Origin of the sequence: Enterobacter cloacae complex sp. SHL021, assembly GCF_049237765.1 — a bacterium.
Classification (GTDB): domain Bacteria; phylum Pseudomonadota; class Gammaproteobacteria; order Enterobacterales; family Enterobacteriaceae; genus Enterobacter; species Enterobacter cloacae.
Genome location: NZ_JBMKJG010000011.1, coordinates 86,152 through 102,548, shown reverse-complemented (window position 1 = coordinate 102,548; position 16,397 = coordinate 86,152). Strand labels below are relative to the sequence as shown.

Below are 16,397 nucleotides of genomic sequence, written 5' to 3'. Positions count from 1 at the left end.
AAAAGTATAAAAATTGTGCCACTAGCTGTGTTAGATCATGTTACCGGTAAAATAACACCTTCGGGCTAGAGGATTATCTTACTCAAACTCATTCCAGGAGCGGCCATCACGGGTGATCATCGCCACGGAGGCGACAGGTCCCCAGGTGCCCGCCTGATACGGTTTTGGCGGATCCTGATCGGCAGCCCAGGCTTCGGTGATGGAGTCGACCCATTTCCACGCCTCTTCCACTTCGTCGCGACGCACAAACAGCGCCTGGATACCGCGCATGGTTTCCAGCAGCAGGCGCTCGTAAGCATCCGCCAGGTGCGTTTGATTGAAGGTCTCGGAGTAGCTCAGATCCAGTTTGGTGGTCTGCAGGTTATGTTTGTGATCCAGCCCCGGCACTTTGTTCAGGATCTGGATATCCACACCTTCATCCGGCTGCAGACGGATAGTCAGTTTGTTCTGCGGCAGCTCCTGCCAGGACTCTTTAAACAGGTTCAGCTCAGGGTTTTTGAAGTAAACGACAACTTCAGAGCATTTGGCTGGCAGACGTTTACCGGTACGCAGGTAGAACGGCACACCCGCCCAACGCCAGTCATCGATATCCACGCGGATCGCCACGAACGTCTCGGTGTTGCTGGACTTGTTCGCGCCCTCTTCTTCCAGATAACCAGGGACTTTTTTGCCCTGCGCAAAGCCAGATGTGTACTGACCACGCACCGTCTTCTCGCGCACGTTAGAACGGTCGATACGACGCAGTGACTTCAGCACTTTCACCTTCGCGTCGCGGATGCTGTCAGCGGTCAGGTCTGATGGCGGAGACATGGCAATCATGCAGAGTACCTGCAGCAGGTGGTTCTGGATCATGTCACGCATCTGACCGGCCTGGTCAAAGTAACCCCAGCGGCCTTCGATACCCACCTCTTCGGCCACGGTGATTTCCACGTGGTCGATGGTACGGTTGTCCCAGTTGTTCACAAACAGGGAGTTGGCAAAACGCAGCGCCAGCAGGTTCAGTACCGTCTCTTTGCCCAGATAGTGGTCGATGCGGTAGACCTGGCACTCTTCGAAGTATTCGCCCACCTGGTCGTTGATTTCGCGGGAGGTAGACAGTGAGGTACCCAGCGGTTTTTCCATTACCACACGCGCAGGTTTGGCGTTCAGATTCGCTTCGCCCAGACCTTTACAGATGGCACCGAAGGTGCTTGGAGGCATGGCGAAATAGTTAATGGTGACCCGGTTTTTCTGATCCAGCATCTCACCCAGACGGGTAAACGCGCTCACGTCGTTCACATCCAGATTGCAGAAATCGAGACGTCCGCTCAGGGTATCCCACAAACTTTCATCAATTTTCTCTTTCATGAAAGTTTCGAGCGCTTCACGCACGACTTTGGTGTATGCGTCCTTGTCCCAGTCGGCGCGCCCTACACCCAGGATACGGGTATCCGGATGAAGTTGGCCCGCTTTCTCCAGTTGATACAGGGAAGGCAGCAATTTTCGGCGTGCAAGATCGCCTTTCGCGCCGAAAATGACCAGGTCACATGCCTGGGCTGTTTGCGTTACCGCCATGTCATTCTCCTCAGTTGGATCACCTGGTGCTTCTGCCAGGTATCGTTGTAATTTTATTACAATGCACTGTACTGCTTTTACGTCATTCCCGAAACCATTAGCGCTTAACGTCGCGTGCGATACGGCGATTTTTCACCCTTAAGAGGATTACGCTGGCCTGATGACGCAACAAGCGTCGATTCTTTGCGCAACACGGTCACAGTAAAACCCGACACCGATCAAGTAATGAAAAAAAACAACAACATTATCTTGTCGACTGTTACCCCTTATGGAAGCCACGAGGGTAATATCGGCTAAATCGAATCTCAATTTCATCTATGGATGAAATCGTTTACACCCATGAGCGTCCTGTTAACATGAACATGCTGGAAAAAATCCAGTTTCAACTGGAACACCTTAGCAAATCCGAGCGAAAAGTGGCTGAAGTTATTCTCGCCTCGCCTGCTCAGGCGATTCATTCAAGCATCGCCGCTCTGGCACAGGATGCAGGCGTCAGCGAGCCGACGGTGAATCGGTTCTGCCGGAGCCTGGAAACGCGTGGCTTTCCTGATTTTAAACTGCATCTGGCACAAAGTCTGGCAAATGGTACGCCCTATGTTAATCGCAATGTGGATGAAGACGACAGCGTAGATGCATACACGGCGAAAATATTTGAATCGGCCATGGCCACGCTTGACCACGTGCGTCAGTCGCTGGATATGAGTTCCGTTAACCGGGCGGTCGATTTACTGACCCAGGCCAAGCGAATTGCGTTCTTCGGACTCGGTTCGTCGGCGGCCGTGGCGCATGACGCCATGAATAAATTCTTCCGCTTTAACGTCCCGGTCATTTATTCCGATGACATCGTGTTGCAACGCATGAGCTGTATGAATTGTAGCGAGGATGACGTGGTGGTCCTGATTTCCCATACCGGGCGCACTAAAAGTCAGGTTGAGCTGGCGCAGCTGGCGCGTGAAAACGATGCCATGGTTATCGCCCTCACGACGGCAGGCACGCCGCTGGCAAGAGAAGCCACGCTCGCCATTACTCTGGACGTTCCGGAAGATACGGATATCTATATGCCAATGGTCTCCCGTCTGGCGCAGTTGACGGTGATTGACGTCCTGGCAACCGGTTTTACCTTACGCCGCGGCGCTAAATTCAGAGATAACTTGAAGCGTGTCAAGGAAGCGCTCAAGGAATCGCGTTTTGATAAAGAATTGCTTATAAAGAGCGATGTTCCTTGATAGTAGATAACTAAGACGTAACGAATAATTACGATGTAACGATTTACGGCATTCGGTCCCCTCGCGGTTGCTTTGCAGCAGATGAAGGCCGATTCAATCTTCACGCAACACCAAAGTTGTTTCAGTCAACGGAGTATTACATGTCCAGAAGGCTTCGCAGAACCAAGATCGTCACCACCTTAGGCCCGGCCACCGATCGCGATAATAACCTCGAAAAGATTATCGCCGCGGGTGCCAACGTGGTGCGTATGAACTTCTCTCACGGTACGCCAGAAGACCATAAATTACGTGCCGACAAAGTGCGTGAGATCGCGGCTAAACTGGGCCGCCATGTTGCTATCCTCGGTGACCTTCAGGGTCCAAAAATTCGTGTCTCGACCTTCAAAGAAGGCAAAGTTTTCCTCAATATCGGCGATAAATTCCTGCTTGATGCCAACCTGGGTAAAGGTGAAGGCGATAAAGAGAAAGTGGGTATCGACTATAAAGGTCTGCCGGCTGACGTTGTGCCTGGCGATATCCTGCTGCTCGACGACGGTCGTGTTCAGCTGAAAGTGCTGGAAGTTCAGGGGATGAAGGTGTTCACCGAAGTCACCGTCGGCGGCCCACTCTCTAACAACAAAGGCATTAACAAGCTCGGCGGTGGCCTGTCTGCCGAAGCGCTGACCGATAAAGACAAAGCGGATATCGTTACCGCGGCGCTGATCGGCGTGGACTATCTGGCTGTCTCCTTCCCGCGCTGCGGCGAAGACCTGAACTATGCCCGTCGTCTGGCGCGTGATGCCGGCTGCGACGCGAAAATCGTAGCAAAAGTTGAACGTGCGGAAGCCGTTTGCGATCAGGATGCCATGGACGACGTGATTCTGGCGTCTGACGTGGTGATGGTTGCCCGTGGCGATCTGGGTGTGGAAATTGGCGACCCGGAACTGGTCGGCATCCAGAAAGCGCTGATCCGTCGCGCGCGTCAGCTGAACCGCGCGGTGATCACCGCAACCCAGATGATGGAATCCATGATCACCAACCCAATGCCGACCCGTGCAGAGGTGATGGACGTGGCTAACGCCGTGCTGGACGGTACCGATGCGGTCATGCTCTCCGCTGAAACCGCAGCCGGTCAGTACCCGGCAGAGACCGTTGCCGCGATGGCGCGCGTCTGTCTGGGCGCGGAGAAGATCCCAAGCATCAACGTCTCTAAACACCGTCTGGACGTGCAGTTCGACAACGTGGAAGAAGCGATTGCGATGTCCGCCATGTATGCGGCTAACCATCTGAAGGGCGTCACGGCGATCATCACCATGACCGAATCAGGCCGTACCGCGCTAATGACGTCCCGTATCAGCTCCGGTCTGCCGATCTTCGCGATGTCCCGCCACGAGCGCACGCTGAACCTGACGGCGCTGTACCGCGGCGTAACCCCGGTTTACTTCGACAGCACCAATGACGGTGTGGCAGCGGCGCACGATGCCGTTAATCTGCTGCGCGACAAAGGCTACCTGGTATCCGGTGATATTGTCATCGTGACCCAGGGTGATGTCATGAGCACCATCGGCTCAACCAACACCACCCGCGTATTAACCGTCGAATAATAAACAGATGTTTCCCTCTCCCCCACGGGGAGAGGGTCAGCGTGAGGGGTTTTATTTCTTTGGGTAAAGTTCTTTGCGCTGATACGGCTCTTTCTCGCCAGGCTTACGCGTTTTGAGCAACTTCAGGATCCACGTGTATTGCTCAAGATGCGGTCCCACCAACACCTCCACCTCTTCGTTCATGCGACGCGCGATGGTGTTATCGTCCGCGGTTAGTAAGTCGTCCATCGGCGGGCGAACCTCAATGCTCAGACGGTGCGTGTTGCCATCGTAGACCGGGAACAGCGGAATAACCCGGGCGCGGCAGACTTTCATCAGACGGCCAATCGCCGGAAGTGTCGCCTTATAGGTGGCAAAGAAATCGACAAACTCGCTGTGCTCAGGACCGTGATCCTGATCCGGCAGATAATAACCCCAGTACCCCTGTCGCACGGACTGAATAAACGGCTTAATACCATCGTTACGGGCGTGCAGGCGTCCACCAAAACGACGACGCACGGTGTTCCAGACGAAATCAAAGACTTTATTACCCTGGTTATGGAACATGGCCGCCATCTTCTGGCCCTGAGATGCCATCAGCATGGCCGGAATATCCACTCCCCAGCCGTGCGGAACGAGAAAAATCACTTTTTCATCGTTGCGGCGCATCTCGTCAATGATCTCCAGCCCTTTCCAGTCAACACGCTTAAGGACCTTTTCTGGCCCTTTTAGCGCCAGCTCTGCCATCATCGCCATGGCCTGTGGCGCGGTGGTATACATGTCATCAATAATCGCTTCGCGCTCGGCATCGCTCTTTTCCGGGAAGCAGTAGTAGAGATTGATTTGCGCACGACGACGGGCACTTTTGCCCATTCGTCCTGCAAGACGGCCAATTTTCCCCAGAACGGGATCGCGCACAGAGGCAGGTAACATGGCAATGCCAGCAAACGCGTAAACGCCAAGCCAGGCGCCCCAGTTACGCGGGTGGCGAAAGGATTTTTCAAACTCAGGAATGAACTCAATATTGTTTTTTTTGGTTTCCATGCTGGTTCCAGGGTCTGGTGACGCAAAATATAATGACGATAGTGTAGCGAGGCAGCGCCCCACGCACAAAAGAAAAAGCCGGCGCTTACTGACGCCGGCTTTAGACAAGGAAGGGTTTAGTCGAAACGCAGTTGCGGCACAACCTCTTTCACCTGCGCCAGGTAATCTTTACGATCTTTACCCGTCAGCCCTTCGGTGCGCGGCAGTTTCGCCGTCAGCGGGTTTACCGCCTGCTGGTTGATCCACACTTCATAATGCAGGTGTGGCCCTGTAGAACGTCCGGTATTGCCTGAGAGGGCGATACGGTCGCCACGTTTCACTTTCTGGCCTGGTTTCACCAGCAGCTTACGCAGGTGCATATAACGGGTGGTATAAGTGCGACCATGACGGACCGCAACATAGTACCCGGCCGCCCCGCTGCGTTTTGCGACAACCACTTCACCATCTCCCACCGCCAGCACCGGTGTGCCCTGTGGCATGGCGAAGTCCACGCCACGGTGCGGCGCCACGCGCCCGGTGACCGGGTTCAGACGACGCGGGTTGAAGTTGGATGAGATGCGGAACTGTTTCGCCGTTGGGAAGCGCAGGAAGCCTTTCGCAAGCCCGGTACCGCTGCGGTCATAGAATTTGCCGTCTTCAGCGCGAATGGCGTAGTAATCTTTGCCATCAGAGCGCAAACGTACCCCCACCAGTTGGCTCTGCTCACGCTTACCGTCCAGCATTTCGCGGGACATCAGTACGGAGAACTCATCACCTTTTTTCAGCTTACGGAAATCCATCTGCCACTGCATGGCTTTGATAACCGAGCTGATTTCAGCGCTGGTCAGGCCCGCATCGCGCGCGCTGGAGACAAAGCTTGCGCCTACGGTCCCTTTCATCACGCTGTTAACCCAGTCGCCCTTCTGCAACTCGCTGGTCATCTTGAAACCGTTTGCAGTGCGGTCGTATGTGCGCGTTTCGCGACGGGACATTTCCCAGGTCAGGCGCTGCAGATCGCCCTCTGGCGTTAACGTCCACGAGAGCTGCTGGCCAATTTTCAGGTTACGCAGGTCTTTATCTGCGGCAGCCAGCTGGCTGATATTCCCCATGTCAATGCCGTACTGGTTCAGTACGCTGCTCAGCGTATCGCCAGTGGAGACCACATATTCATGGATCCCGGCTTCATTCTCGGTTTTATCGTCCAGCTCATCCTGCGGAATGGCTTCATCTTCCTGAGCCGCCTGGTCGATAGGCTCACTGGCCTCCGGCAGCAGAGAACGGATTTCGTTCTTCTCAAGCTCGATGGTTTTGATGATAGGGGCAGAACTCGGGTGGTAAACATAGGGCCGCCAGACGGCGACCGCTAAGGTGAGAACTGTAAGCGACCCCAGCATAACGCGATGGGGTCGGGGCAGATTGTTAAATGCCAGGGCGACAGAGCGGGCTATCTGTTGCACGTATTCACTTCCTCGTTAATCTCCTTTCAGGCAGCTCGCATACTGGTTCGCCAGTTGAGTGAGGAACTGCGAATAGCTCGCTTTACTCAACTGGATGTTCGTTCCTAGCGGGTCAAGGGTTCCCATGCGCACGGATGTTCCCCTGGCCACGGCTTCTACGACCGCTGGCCTGAACTGTGGCTCAGCAAAAACGCAGGACGCTTTTTGCTCAACCAACTGTGTTCTGATCTCATGTAAACGCTGCGCACCAGGCTGAATTTCAGGGTTGACGGTAAAATGCCCACGCGGGGTCAGGCCGTAGTGTTTTTCGTAATAGCCATAGGCGTCATGAAAAACGAAATACCCTTTTCCTTTCAGCGGTGCCAGCTCATTACCCACCTGCTTATCGGTTGCGGCTAATTGTGCCTCAAAATCTTTCAGGTTGGCGTCTAGTTTGGCTCGACTTTGCGGCATAAGTTCCACTAATTTGTCATGGATTGCAACCGCCGAAAGCCGCGCTATCTCTGGGGAGAGCCAAAGATGCATATTGTACTCGCCGTGATGGTGATCCCCGTCACCTTTTTCATCATGAGCATGATGACCTTCATGTTCGTCACCGTCGTCATCACTCCCCTTCATGAGCAACGGTTTCACGCCAGAAAGTTCGGCAATGGTGACCTTTTTCGTGTCCGCGATCTGGTTCGCAGACTTCTGCATGAAGGCTTCCATCTCCGGCCCAATCCAGACAACTAAGTCCGCGTTTTGTAAGCGTTTTACATCGGATGGACGCAGGGAATAATCATGCTCAGAGGCCCCATCGGGCAGCAGAACCTGGGTTTCCGTCACCCCATCTGCAATGGCCGATGCAATGAATCCCAGCGGTTTGAGCGAAGCGACAACGGCAGCGTTAACATCTTGTGCTGTTGTGCCCCAAAGGGCAGCGGATAATGCTGCGAAAAGAAGCGTATTTTTATGTAACATAATGCGACTAATCATCGTAATGAATGCGTGGAATGTGATATTATAACATTCGTTGACTTCTGCAAGCTTAAATTGACATGACAACTTTGGTTTCTCTTGAAAATGTTTCGGTCTCTTTCGGTCAGCGCCGCGTCCTTTCTGATGTCTCGCTGGATCTGAAGCCCGGTAAAATTCTGACGCTGCTCGGTCCGAACGGCGCGGGTAAATCCACCCTTGTGCGCGTGGTGCTGGGTCTGGTAGCCCCTGATGAAGGTGTCATCAAGCGTGAAGAAAAATTGCGTATCGGATACGTGCCGCAAAAATTACATCTTGATGCCACGCTGCCGCTGACCGTCAGCCGCTTCCTGCGCCTGCGCCCTGGTACGCGTAAAGCCGATATTCTTCCGGCGCTGAAACGTGTCCAGGCGGGCCACCTGGTGGACGCGCCACTGCAAAAACTGTCCGGCGGGGAAACCCAGCGCGTGTTACTTGCCCGGGCGCTGCTCAGCAGCCCCCAGCTGCTGGTACTGGATGAGCCAACGCAGGGTGTGGACGTCAATGGTCAGGTCGCGCTTTACGATTTAATTGACCAGCTGCGCCACGAACTGAACTGCGCGGTGCTGATGGTCTCCCACGACCTGCATCTGGTGATGGCTAAAACCGACGAAGTGCTCTGTCTGAACCATCATATCTGCTGTTCCGGCACGCCTGAAGTGGTGTCAATGCACCCCGAATTTATCTCTATGTTTGGCCCTCGCGGGGCTGAACAACTGGGTATTTATCGCCATCATCATAACCACCGCCATGATTTACAGGGACGAATTGTCCTGCGCCGGGGAAATGGACACTCATGATTGAACTGTTACTGCCCGGCTGGCTGGCTGGGATTATGCTCGCCTGCGCCGCGGGTCCGCTTGGCTCGTTTGTGGTCTGGCGCAGAATGTCCTATTTCGGCGATACCCTGGCCCATGCTTCACTGCTGGGCGTGGCTTTTGGTTTGCTGCTGGACGTCAACCCGTTCTATGCGGTGATTGTCGTTACGCTGCTCCTCGCCGCCGGTCTGGTCTGGCTGGAAAAACGCCCTCACCTCGCCATTGATACCCTGCTCGGCATTATGGCGCACAGCGCCCTGTCGCTGGGTCTGGTGGTAGTGAGCCTGATGTCCAATATCCGCGTTGACCTGATGGCCTACCTGTTTGGCGACCTGCTCGCCGTGACGCCTGAAGATCTCATTGCTATTGCCATTGGCGTGGTGGTGGTGCTGGGTATTCTGCTGTGGCAGTGGCGTAATTTGCTGGCGATGACCGTCAGCCCGGATCTGGCGTTTGTAGACGGCGTGAAGTTGCAGCGGGTGAAACTGCTGCTGATGCTGGTGACAGCGTTAACCATCGGCGTGGCGATGAAGTTCGTCGGTGCGCTGATTATTACGTCGCTACTGATTATTCCTGCGGCCACCGCGCGTCGTTTTGCCCGTACGCCGGAGCAGATGGCAGGCGTGGCGGTGATTATCGGGATGATTGCGGTAACGGGCGGGTTAACCTTCTCGGCGTTCTATGACACGCCTGCGGGGCCGTCAGTGGTGCTGTGTGCGGCGGTGCTGTTTATTTTCAGTATGATGAAGAAGACCGCTAGTTGATATCGAGGGCGCTGATGCCCTCATCCTAACCCTCTCCCGGTGGGAGAGGGAATTAAGCATTACGGCATTGCCGGTGGCGTGATACCAAAATGATTCCACGCCCGCACCGTGGCCATACGCCCACGCGGGGTACGTTGCAGGAAGCCCTGCTGGATCAGATACGGTTCGAGTACATCTTCAATTGTCTCGCGCTCTTCCCCGATTGCCGCCGCCAGGTTATCCAGCCCGACCGGCCCGCCAAAGAATTTGTCCAGTACCGCCAGCAGCAGCTTGCGGTCCATGTAGTCAAAACCCTCAGCATCGACATTCAGCATATCCAGCGCCTGAGCAGCAATTTCGGCAGAAATAGACCCATCGTGCTTCACTTCTGCAAAGTCACGGACGCGGCGCAGCAGGCGGTTAGCGATACGCGGTGTTCCGCGCGAACGCTTCGCCACTTCAAATGCCCCTTCTTCGCTCATATCCAGCCCCATATAGCGGGCACTGCGGCCCACGATATGCTGGAGGTCGGCGACCTGATAGAACTCGAGGCGCTGCACAATACCAAAGCGGTCGCGCAGTGGAGAGGTTAACGACCCGGCGCGGGTGGTGGCGCCAATCAGGGTAAACGGCGGCAGATCGATTTTGATCGAACGCGCGGCTGGGCCTTCGCCGATCATGATATCCAGCTGGTAGTCTTCCATTGCCGGATAGAGAACCTCTTCCACCACCGGCGACAGGCGGTGGATCTCATCGATAAACAGCACGTCGTGCGGTTCAAGATTGGTCAGCATCGCCGCCAGATCGCCTGCTTTTTCCAGCACCGGGCCAGACGTGGTACGCAGGTTCACGCCCATTTCATTAGCAACGATATTCGCCAGGGTGGTTTTCCCCAAACCCGGAGGACCGAATATCAGCAGGTGATCGAGCGCATCGCCGCGCAGCTTTGCCGCCTGGATGAAGATCTCCATCTGGGAACGCACCTGCGGCTGGCCAATATACTCATCAAGCAACTTCGGACGGATCGCACGATCCACCACGTCGTCTGCCTGAATAGTGCCTGCCGATACCAGGCGATCTGCTTCAATCATCCTTTACCTCACAATGCAGCGCGCAGCGCTTCACGAATCAGAGTTTCACTGCTGGCATCCGGTTTGGCAATTTTGCTCACCATTCGGCTGGCCTCCTGAGGTTTATAGCCCAGCGCCACCAGCGCGGCAACCGCTTCCTGCTCGGCATCATCATCCGACACAGGCGCACCCGGCGAAGTCAGCACCAGATCGGCAGCAGGGGTAAAGAGATCGCCATGCAGACCTTTAAAGCGGTCTTTCATCTCAACAATCAGGCGCTCTGCCGTTTTCTTACCAATGCCCGGGAGCTTAACCAGCGCGGCAGGATCTTCGCGCTCAACGGCATTCACGAACTGTTGGGCGGACATACCGGAGAGAATGGCCAGCGCCAGCTTCGGCCCGACGCCGTTGGTTTTAATCAGCTCGCGGAACAGGGTGCGTTCCTGTTTGTTGTTGAAGCCATAGAGCAGCTGAGCATCTTCACGCACCACAAACTGGGTAAAGACAATCGCCTCTTTACCCGCGTCCGGCAGCTCGTAGAAGCAGGTCATTGGCATATGGACTTCATAGCCCACGCCGCCCACTTCCAGCAGCACTAACGGGGGTTGTTTTTCAATGATGATGCCTCTGAGTCTGCCTATCACGTGACGCTCCTGCGTTCTGGAAAATTATTGATTTGCGACATAATAAAAAAAGGCTGGATAAACATCCAGCCTGATTTCTCATTATCGTAACCTGCCTCGCGCCAGATTGAGCCGCGACTCGCTCATTTGCATCGCGTTCTGGCTGACATGACAGTGGGTGATCGCAATTGCCAGCGCATCGGCGGCATCGGCCTGCGGGTTCGCGGGGAGCTTCAACAGGGTACGCACCATGTGCTGCACCTGGCTTTTCTCCGCGCTACCAATCCCCACCACCGTCTGCTTGACCTGTCTTGCCGCGTATTCAAATACCGGAAGATCCTGGTTCACGGCAGCAACAATTGCCACGCCCCGCGCCTGACCGAGCTTTAACGCCGAATCGGCGTTTTTCGCCATGAAGACCTGCTCGATGGCGAAATAGTCAGGCTGAAACTGGGTGATAATCTCCGTCACGCCTGCATAAATGAGCTTCAGTCGCGACGGCAGATCTTCAACTTTGGTGCGAATACAGCCACTGCCAAGGTAGGTTAACTGGCGTCCAACCTGACGGATAACGCCGTAACCGGTGACGCGTGAGCCGGGGTCAATCCCAAGGATAATCGACATCACGCGTCTCCCGTAAACGGTTTAAACGCTCTCATCAGAGAGTCGCTGCAACCTCATCAGAGATCTCACCGTTGTGATACACTTCCTGCACGTCGTCGCAGTCTTCAAGCATGTCGATCAGACGCAGCAGTTTTGGTGCCGTTTCAGCATCCATATCCGCTTTGGTGGACGGGATCATGGAGACTTCAGCGTTGTCGGCTTTCAGGCCCGCCGCTTCCAGCGCATCACGTACTGCGCCCATCTCTTCCCACGCGGTGTAGACATCGATAGCGCCATCGTCGAAGGTGACTACGTCTTCCGCACCCGCTTCCAGCGCCGCTTCCATGATGACATCTTCGTCGCCTTTCTCGAAGGAGATGACGCCTTTTTTGCTGAACAGGTACGCTACAGAACCGTCAGTCCCCAGGTTACCCCCGGTTTTGGTGAACGCATGGCGCACTTCTGCAACGGTACGGTTACGGTTGTCGGACAGACATTCAACCATTACCGCGGTGCCGCCAGGACCGTAACCTTCATAAATGATGGTTTCCATGTTCGTGTCTTCATCACCGCCCACGCCACGAGCGATAGCACGGTTCAGGGTGTCACGCGTCATGTTGTTGGACAGCGCTTTATCTACTGCCGCACGCAGACGTGGGTTAGACGCCGGATCGCCGCCGCCCAGACGCGCTGCTGTCACCAGCTCGCGAATGATTTTGGTAAAGATCTTACCGCGCTTGGCATCCTGTGCCGCTTTGCGGTGTTTGGTGTTGGCCCACTTACTATGACCTGCCATAAAAAGTTCTCCAAAAATCGCGCCTTTTCAGGCTGCGTTAATTACAAATTCTTCAATCGCCTGCCGGTTGCTCCACGATTTGGTCAGTGCGGCGGCATCCGCCGCATCCACCCAGCGGTAGGTCAGATGTTCAGTGAACACGATCTCCCGTTCGTGAGGGAGCGCGAGACAGAACCACGATTCCGTGTTGCGCTCGATACCCGGTGCATAGCGATGACGTAAATGGCTAAAAATTTCGAACTCCACCGTGCGCTGACAGTCCTTCAGGGTCAGTTGCTCGCAAGCAACGTCAATGGTGACCTCTTCCTTTACTTCACGCGCGGCGGCCTGCGGCGCGGTTTCGCCCTCTTCCAGACTGCCGGTAACCGACTGCCAGAATTCAGGGTCATCGCGCCGCTGCAACATCAGCACCCGCTTCGTGTCCTGAGCGTAAATTACAACTAAGACAGAAACGGGACGCTTATATGCCATATCAGTTTTTCTCTTCCTTTTTCACCACGTCGATACCCAGCTCAGCCAGCGCGGCCGGGTTAGCGAAGCTTGGCGCTTCGGTCATCAGACACGCCGCTGCGGTGGTTTTCGGGAAGGCGATAACGTCACGGATGTTGTCGGTGCCGGTCAGCAGCATAGTCAGACGGTCGAGACCGAATGCCAGGCCTGCGTGAGGCGGCGTACCGTACTTCAGCGCATCCAGCAGGAAGCCGAACTTCTCGCGCTGTTCCTGTTCGTTGATGCCCAGAATGCCGAACACCGTCTGCTGCATCTCACCGCTGTGAATACGCACGGAGCCGCCGCCCACTTCATAGCCGTTGATAACCATATCGTAGGCGTTCGCGACCGCCTCTTCCGGTGCCGCTTTCAGCTCTGCCGCCGTCATGTCTTTTGGCGAAGTGAACGGGTGGTGCATGGCAGTCAGGCCGCCTTCACCGTCGTCTTCAAACATCGGGAAGTCGATAACCCACAACGGCGCCCATTTGCTCTCGTCAGTGAGGTTCAGATCTTTGCCCAGTTTCAGACGCAGCGCGCCCATTGCATCGGCAACAATTTTCTTGTTGTCAGCGCCGAAGAAGATCATGTCGCCATCCTGTGCGCCGGTGCGCTCAAGGATCGCTTCTACAATCTCCGCGTTCAGGAACTTCGCCACCGGGCTGGTGATACCTTCCAGACCTTTCGCACGCTCGGTTACTTTAATATAGGCCAGACCTTTCGCGCCGTAGATCTTGATGAAGTTGCCGTAGTCGTCAATCTGCTTACGGCTAAGCGCTGCACCACCCGGTACACGCAGGGCTGCTACGCGACCTTTCGGATCGTTAGCCGGGCCGGCAAACACCGCAAACTCAACGGATTTCACCAGGTCAGCAACGTCCACCAGCTCCATAGGGTTACGCAGGTCTGGTTTGTCGGAGCCGTAACGACGCTCGGCTTCGGCGAAGGTCATAATGGGGAAGTCGCCCAGCTCCACGCCCTTCACGTCATTCCACAGGCTGCGCACCAGCGCTTCCATCACTTCACGCACCTGCTCAGCGGTCATGAAGGAGGTTTCCACATCGATCTGGGTAAATTCTGGCTGACGGTCAGCGCGCAGGTCTTCGTCACGGAAGCATTTTACGATCTGATAGTAGCGATCGAAGCCGGACATCATCAGCAGCTGTTTAAACAGCTGTGGAGACTGCGGCAGCGCGTAGAATTTGCCTTTATGAACACGGGATGGCACCAGGTAATCGCGCGCGCCTTCCGGCGTGGCTTTGGTCAGCATCGGGGTTTCGATATCGAGGAAACCGTGGTCATCCATAAAGCGACGCACCAGGCTGGTAATTTTCGCACGGGTTTTCAGGCGCTGTGCCATCTCCGGGCGACGCAGATCCAGGTAGCGGTATTTCAGACGCGCTTCTTCAGTGTTGACGTGGTTGGAGTCCAGCGGCAGCGCTTCAGCACGGTTGATGATCGTCAGATCGGAGGCCAGCACTTCAATGGCACCGGTCGCCATATCTGCGTTGACGTTTTTCTCGTCACGCGCACGTACGGTGCCGGTGACCTGAATGCAGAACTCATTACGCAGCTCAGAAGCCAGCTTCAACGCGTCCGCGCGATCCGGATCGAAGAACACCTGAACGATACCTTCGCGGTCGCGCATATCAATGAAGATAAGGCTACCAAGATCACGACGACGGTTGACCCAACCACACAGGGTCACCTGCTGTCCGACGTGGGACTGACGCAGCTGCCCGCAATATTCTGTACGCATGAGATATCCCTTAATTAGCCGCAGGCTAAATGTCGCCTGGTATGCAGGCTACTATGTCGCAGCTTTCTGTATGTCACAACTGGATGAAAAAAGGCGGCTATTATACTGGAAATTCCGCCGGACGATAAGAGCGAAGCACGGCCAGACGCACGTTTGCTGCGCTCTTATTGCGCATTCTCACAAAAATTAACAAAATTATCCGACCGATAACAGGCCATAACGTCGTAAGGTGTAACGGAAGCGATTCATTTAACTGGAGTTACCATGCTGACACTTGATGCCCGCAAAACCGCCCTGGTGGTGATTGATCTACAGGAAGGGATCCTTCCCTTTGCCGGTGGCCCGCACACCGCTGATGATGTCGTCAGCCGTGCCGCACGTCTGGCGGAAAAATGCCGCGCCAGCGGCGCACCGGTTGTCATGGTGCGCGTTGGCTGGTCGGCCGATTTTGCCGAAGCGTTAAAACAGCCGGTTGACGCCCAGGCGCCCGCGCACGCCCTGCCGGACAACTGGTGGACATATCCGGTCTCGCTCGGCAAACGCGACAGCGATATCGAAGTGACCAAACGCCAGTGGGGCGCCTTCTATGGCACCGACCTGGAGCTACAGCTGCGCCGCCGCGGTATCGACACCATTATCCTGTGCGGGATCTCCACCAACATTGGCGTGGAATCCACCGCCCGTAACGCCTGGGAGTTGGGCTTTAACCTGGTGATTGCCGAAGACGCATGTAGCGCGGCTTCTGCGGAACAACACCAGGGCAGCATGACCCATATTTTCCCGCGCATCGGTCGCGTGCGCAGCACGGATGAGATTTTAAGCGCGTTATGATGTACGTGGGCCTGCCCCAGTGGTCGCACCCGAAATGGGTGCGCCTTGGCATAACCAGCCTTGAAGAGTACGCCCGGCACTTTAACTGCGTGGAGGGCAACACCACGCTGTATGCCCTTCCCCGGGCAGAGATTGTCGAGCGCTGGCGGGATCAAACCACGGATGATTTCCGCTTCTGCTTTAAATTTCCGGCAACCATCTCCCATAACGCCGCCCTGCGTAACTGCAGTGATTTAACCGAAGAGTTTTTTGGCCGAATGTCGCCACTGGCAAACCGTATCGGCCAGTACTGGCTGCAGCATCCCGCCACCTTTGGTCCGCGCGATCTGCCCGCGCTCTGGCCATTCCTTGATGGCCTGCCCCGGGACTTTACCTACGGCGTTGAAGTGAGACATCCTGAATTTTTTGCCAAAGGCGAGGTAGAGAAAGCACTCAACCGGGGATTGCATGAGCGCTCAGTCAACCGCGTCATCCTTGACAGTCGTCCTGTTCACAGCGCAATTGCGCATAACGAAGCCATTATTGATGCCCAGCGCAAGAAGCCCAAAGTCCCGGTCCACGCTATCGTAACCGCGCACAATCCGATGGTCCGGTTTATCGGCAGCGACAATATGCAGCAAAATCAGGAGATGTTCGCCGTCTGGCTGCACACGTTAGCGAAATGGGAACAGACCACCACGCCGTATCTTTTTTTACATACGCCGGATATCGCCCAGGCCCCCGAACTGGTCGATACGCTCTGGCAGGCCCTGCAAACCGCGGTTCCGTCGCTCGGCAGCGCGCCCTCCATCCCACAACAATCTTCTCTTTTCTGAGATCACGCCATATCATAGAGACGCCATCTGCCAAAACA

At 55.4% G+C, this 16,397-nt stretch carries 16 protein-coding genes; 6 read left to right on the top strand and 10 right to left on the bottom strand.

Annotation, left to right across the window (positions count from 1 at the left end; translation table 11 throughout):
- Positions 1 to 78 precede the first annotated feature (78 nt).
- Complete coding sequence (gene zwf / locus ACOTZF_RS13080) at positions 79 to 1,554, bottom strand: glucose-6-phosphate dehydrogenase (protein ID WP_014832396.1); 1,476 nt, start codon at positions 1,552 to 1,554, stop codon at positions 79 to 81.
- Between the two features lie 356 nt (positions 1,555 to 1,910).
- Here zwf and ACOTZF_RS13075 point away from each other — a divergent pair, with 356 nt between their 5' ends.
- Positions 1,911 to 2,780: a MurR/RpiR family transcriptional regulator gene (locus ACOTZF_RS13075; RefSeq protein WP_029882312.1), complete on the top strand. Its 870-nt coding sequence runs from the start codon at positions 1,911 to 1,913 to the stop codon at positions 2,778 to 2,780.
- A 140-nt stretch (positions 2,781 to 2,920) separates the two neighbouring features.
- Positions 2,921 to 4,363, top strand: a complete 1,443-nt coding sequence (gene pyk, locus ACOTZF_RS13070) for a pyruvate kinase (RefSeq protein ID WP_013096092.1) — start codon at positions 2,921 to 2,923, stop codon at positions 4,361 to 4,363.
- 51 nt (positions 4,364 to 4,414) lie between these two features.
- Here the strand turns inward: pyk and lpxM are convergent, their stop codons facing one another.
- From lpxM to znuA, 3 genes are all read right to left on the bottom strand, one after another.
- Positions 4,415 to 5,386: a lauroyl-Kdo(2)-lipid IV(A) myristoyltransferase gene (gene lpxM, locus ACOTZF_RS13065; protein ID WP_040019981.1), complete on the bottom strand. Its 972-nt coding sequence runs from the start codon at positions 5,384 to 5,386 to the stop codon at positions 4,415 to 4,417.
- A gap of 116 nt (positions 5,387 to 5,502) precedes the next feature.
- Positions 5,503 to 6,822 carry a murein DD-endopeptidase MepM gene (gene mepM, locus ACOTZF_RS13060; RefSeq protein WP_013096090.1) on the bottom strand — a complete coding sequence of 440 codons (1,320 nt, stop codon included), beginning with the start codon at positions 6,820 to 6,822 and terminating at the stop codon, positions 5,503 to 5,505.
- A 15-nt stretch (positions 6,823 to 6,837) separates the two neighbouring features.
- Entirely contained in the window at positions 6,838 to 7,782 is a 945-nt protein-coding gene (gene znuA, locus ACOTZF_RS13055; RefSeq protein ID WP_013096089.1) for a zinc ABC transporter substrate-binding protein ZnuA, read from the bottom strand.
- Positions 7,783 to 7,859: 77 nt separating this feature from the next.
- Between znuA and znuC the strand changes: the two genes are divergently transcribed.
- Complete coding sequence (gene znuC, locus ACOTZF_RS13050; RefSeq protein WP_014832401.1) at positions 7,860 to 8,615, top strand: zinc ABC transporter ATP-binding protein ZnuC; 756 nt, start codon at positions 7,860 to 7,862, stop codon at positions 8,613 to 8,615.
- Entirely contained in the window at positions 8,612 to 9,397 is a 786-nt protein-coding gene (gene znuB, locus ACOTZF_RS13045; RefSeq protein WP_013096087.1) for a zinc ABC transporter permease subunit ZnuB, read from the top strand. The genes znuC and znuB overlap by 4 nt, the downstream gene beginning before the upstream one ends.
- A gap of 59 nt (positions 9,398 to 9,456) precedes the next feature.
- On the opposite strand, the gene ruvB is transcribed toward znuB, so the two are convergent.
- From ruvB to aspS, 6 genes are all read right to left on the bottom strand, one after another.
- On the bottom strand, positions 9,457 to 10,467 hold the full coding sequence (gene ruvB / locus ACOTZF_RS13040; protein WP_013096086.1) for a Holliday junction branch migration DNA helicase RuvB: 1,011 nt from the start codon (positions 10,465 to 10,467) through the stop codon (positions 9,457 to 9,459).
- A gap of 8 nt (positions 10,468 to 10,475) precedes the next feature.
- Positions 10,476 to 11,090 (bottom strand): Holliday junction branch migration protein RuvA, encoded by a 615-nt coding sequence (gene ruvA / locus ACOTZF_RS13035; RefSeq protein WP_013096085.1) that lies wholly within the window; start codon positions 11,088 to 11,090, stop codon positions 10,476 to 10,478.
- A gap of 81 nt (positions 11,091 to 11,171) precedes the next feature.
- Positions 11,172 to 11,693 carry a crossover junction endodeoxyribonuclease RuvC gene (gene ruvC, locus ACOTZF_RS13030; RefSeq protein WP_013096083.1) on the bottom strand — a complete coding sequence of 174 codons (522 nt, stop codon included), beginning with the start codon at positions 11,691 to 11,693 and terminating at the stop codon, positions 11,172 to 11,174.
- Positions 11,694 to 11,727: 34 nt separating this feature from the next.
- Entirely contained in the window at positions 11,728 to 12,468 is a 741-nt protein-coding gene (locus tag ACOTZF_RS13025) for a YebC/PmpR family DNA-binding transcriptional regulator (protein ID WP_013096082.1), read from the bottom strand.
- Positions 12,469 to 12,495: 27 nt separating this feature from the next.
- Positions 12,496 to 12,939, bottom strand: a complete 444-nt coding sequence (nudB, locus tag ACOTZF_RS13020; RefSeq protein WP_023620451.1) for a dihydroneopterin triphosphate diphosphatase — start codon at positions 12,937 to 12,939, stop codon at positions 12,496 to 12,498.
- A 1-nt stretch (position 12,940) separates the two neighbouring features.
- Complete coding sequence (gene aspS / locus ACOTZF_RS13015) at positions 12,941 to 14,713, bottom strand: aspartate--tRNA ligase (RefSeq protein WP_013096080.1); 1,773 nt, start codon at positions 14,711 to 14,713, stop codon at positions 12,941 to 12,943.
- 264 nt (positions 14,714 to 14,977) lie between these two features.
- Here aspS and ACOTZF_RS13010 point away from each other — a divergent pair, with 264 nt between their 5' ends.
- Together ACOTZF_RS13010 and ACOTZF_RS13005 are read left to right on the top strand one after the other, a co-directional pair.
- Entirely contained in the window at positions 14,978 to 15,544 is a 567-nt protein-coding gene (locus tag ACOTZF_RS13010) for a hydrolase (protein WP_013096079.1), read from the top strand.
- Positions 15,541 to 16,359, top strand: a complete 819-nt coding sequence (locus tag ACOTZF_RS13005; RefSeq protein WP_421636100.1) for a DUF72 domain-containing protein — start codon at positions 15,541 to 15,543, stop codon at positions 16,357 to 16,359. Before ACOTZF_RS13010 ends, ACOTZF_RS13005 begins: the two co-directional genes overlap by 4 nt.
- Positions 16,360 to 16,397 lie beyond the last annotated feature (38 nt).

Excerpts from the sequence above, each read along its gene's own strand:
- znuB (WP_013096087.1), top strand. The coding sequence starts at position 8,612 with ATGATTGAACTGTTACTGCCCGGCTGGCTGGCTGGGATTATGCTCGCC.
- ruvC (WP_013096083.1), bottom strand. The coding sequence starts at position 11,693 with ATGTCGATTATCCTTGGGATTGACCCCGGCTCACGCGTCACCGGTTAC.
- aspS (WP_013096080.1), bottom strand. The coding sequence starts at position 14,713 with ATGCGTACAGAATATTGCGGGCAGCTGCGTCAGTCCCACGTCGGACAG.
- nudB (WP_023620451.1), bottom strand. The coding sequence starts at position 12,939 with ATGGCATATAAGCGTCCCGTTTCTGTCTTAGTTGTAATTTACGCTCAG.
- pyk (WP_013096092.1), top strand. The coding sequence starts at position 2,921 with ATGTCCAGAAGGCTTCGCAGAACCAAGATCGTCACCACCTTAGGCCCG.
- ACOTZF_RS13075 (WP_029882312.1), top strand. The coding sequence starts at position 1,911 with ATGAACATGCTGGAAAAAATCCAGTTTCAACTGGAACACCTTAGCAAA.
- ACOTZF_RS13025 (WP_013096082.1), bottom strand. The coding sequence starts at position 12,468 with ATGGCAGGTCATAGTAAGTGGGCCAACACCAAACACCGCAAAGCGGCA.
- znuA (WP_013096089.1), bottom strand. The coding sequence starts at position 7,782 with ATGTTACATAAAAATACGCTTCTTTTCGCAGCATTATCCGCTGCCCTT.
- lpxM (WP_040019981.1), bottom strand. The coding sequence starts at position 5,386 with ATGGAAACCAAAAAAAACAATATTGAGTTCATTCCTGAGTTTGAAAAA.
- znuC (WP_014832401.1), top strand. The coding sequence starts at position 7,860 with ATGACAACTTTGGTTTCTCTTGAAAATGTTTCGGTCTCTTTCGGTCAG.
- zwf (WP_014832396.1), bottom strand. The coding sequence starts at position 1,554 with ATGGCGGTAACGCAAACAGCCCAGGCATGTGACCTGGTCATTTTCGGC.
- ACOTZF_RS13005 (WP_421636100.1), top strand. The coding sequence starts at position 15,541 with ATGATGTACGTGGGCCTGCCCCAGTGGTCGCACCCGAAATGGGTGCGC.
- ruvB (WP_013096086.1), bottom strand. The coding sequence starts at position 10,467 with ATGATTGAAGCAGATCGCCTGGTATCGGCAGGCACTATTCAGGCAGAC.
- ACOTZF_RS13010 (WP_013096079.1), top strand. The coding sequence starts at position 14,978 with ATGCTGACACTTGATGCCCGCAAAACCGCCCTGGTGGTGATTGATCTA.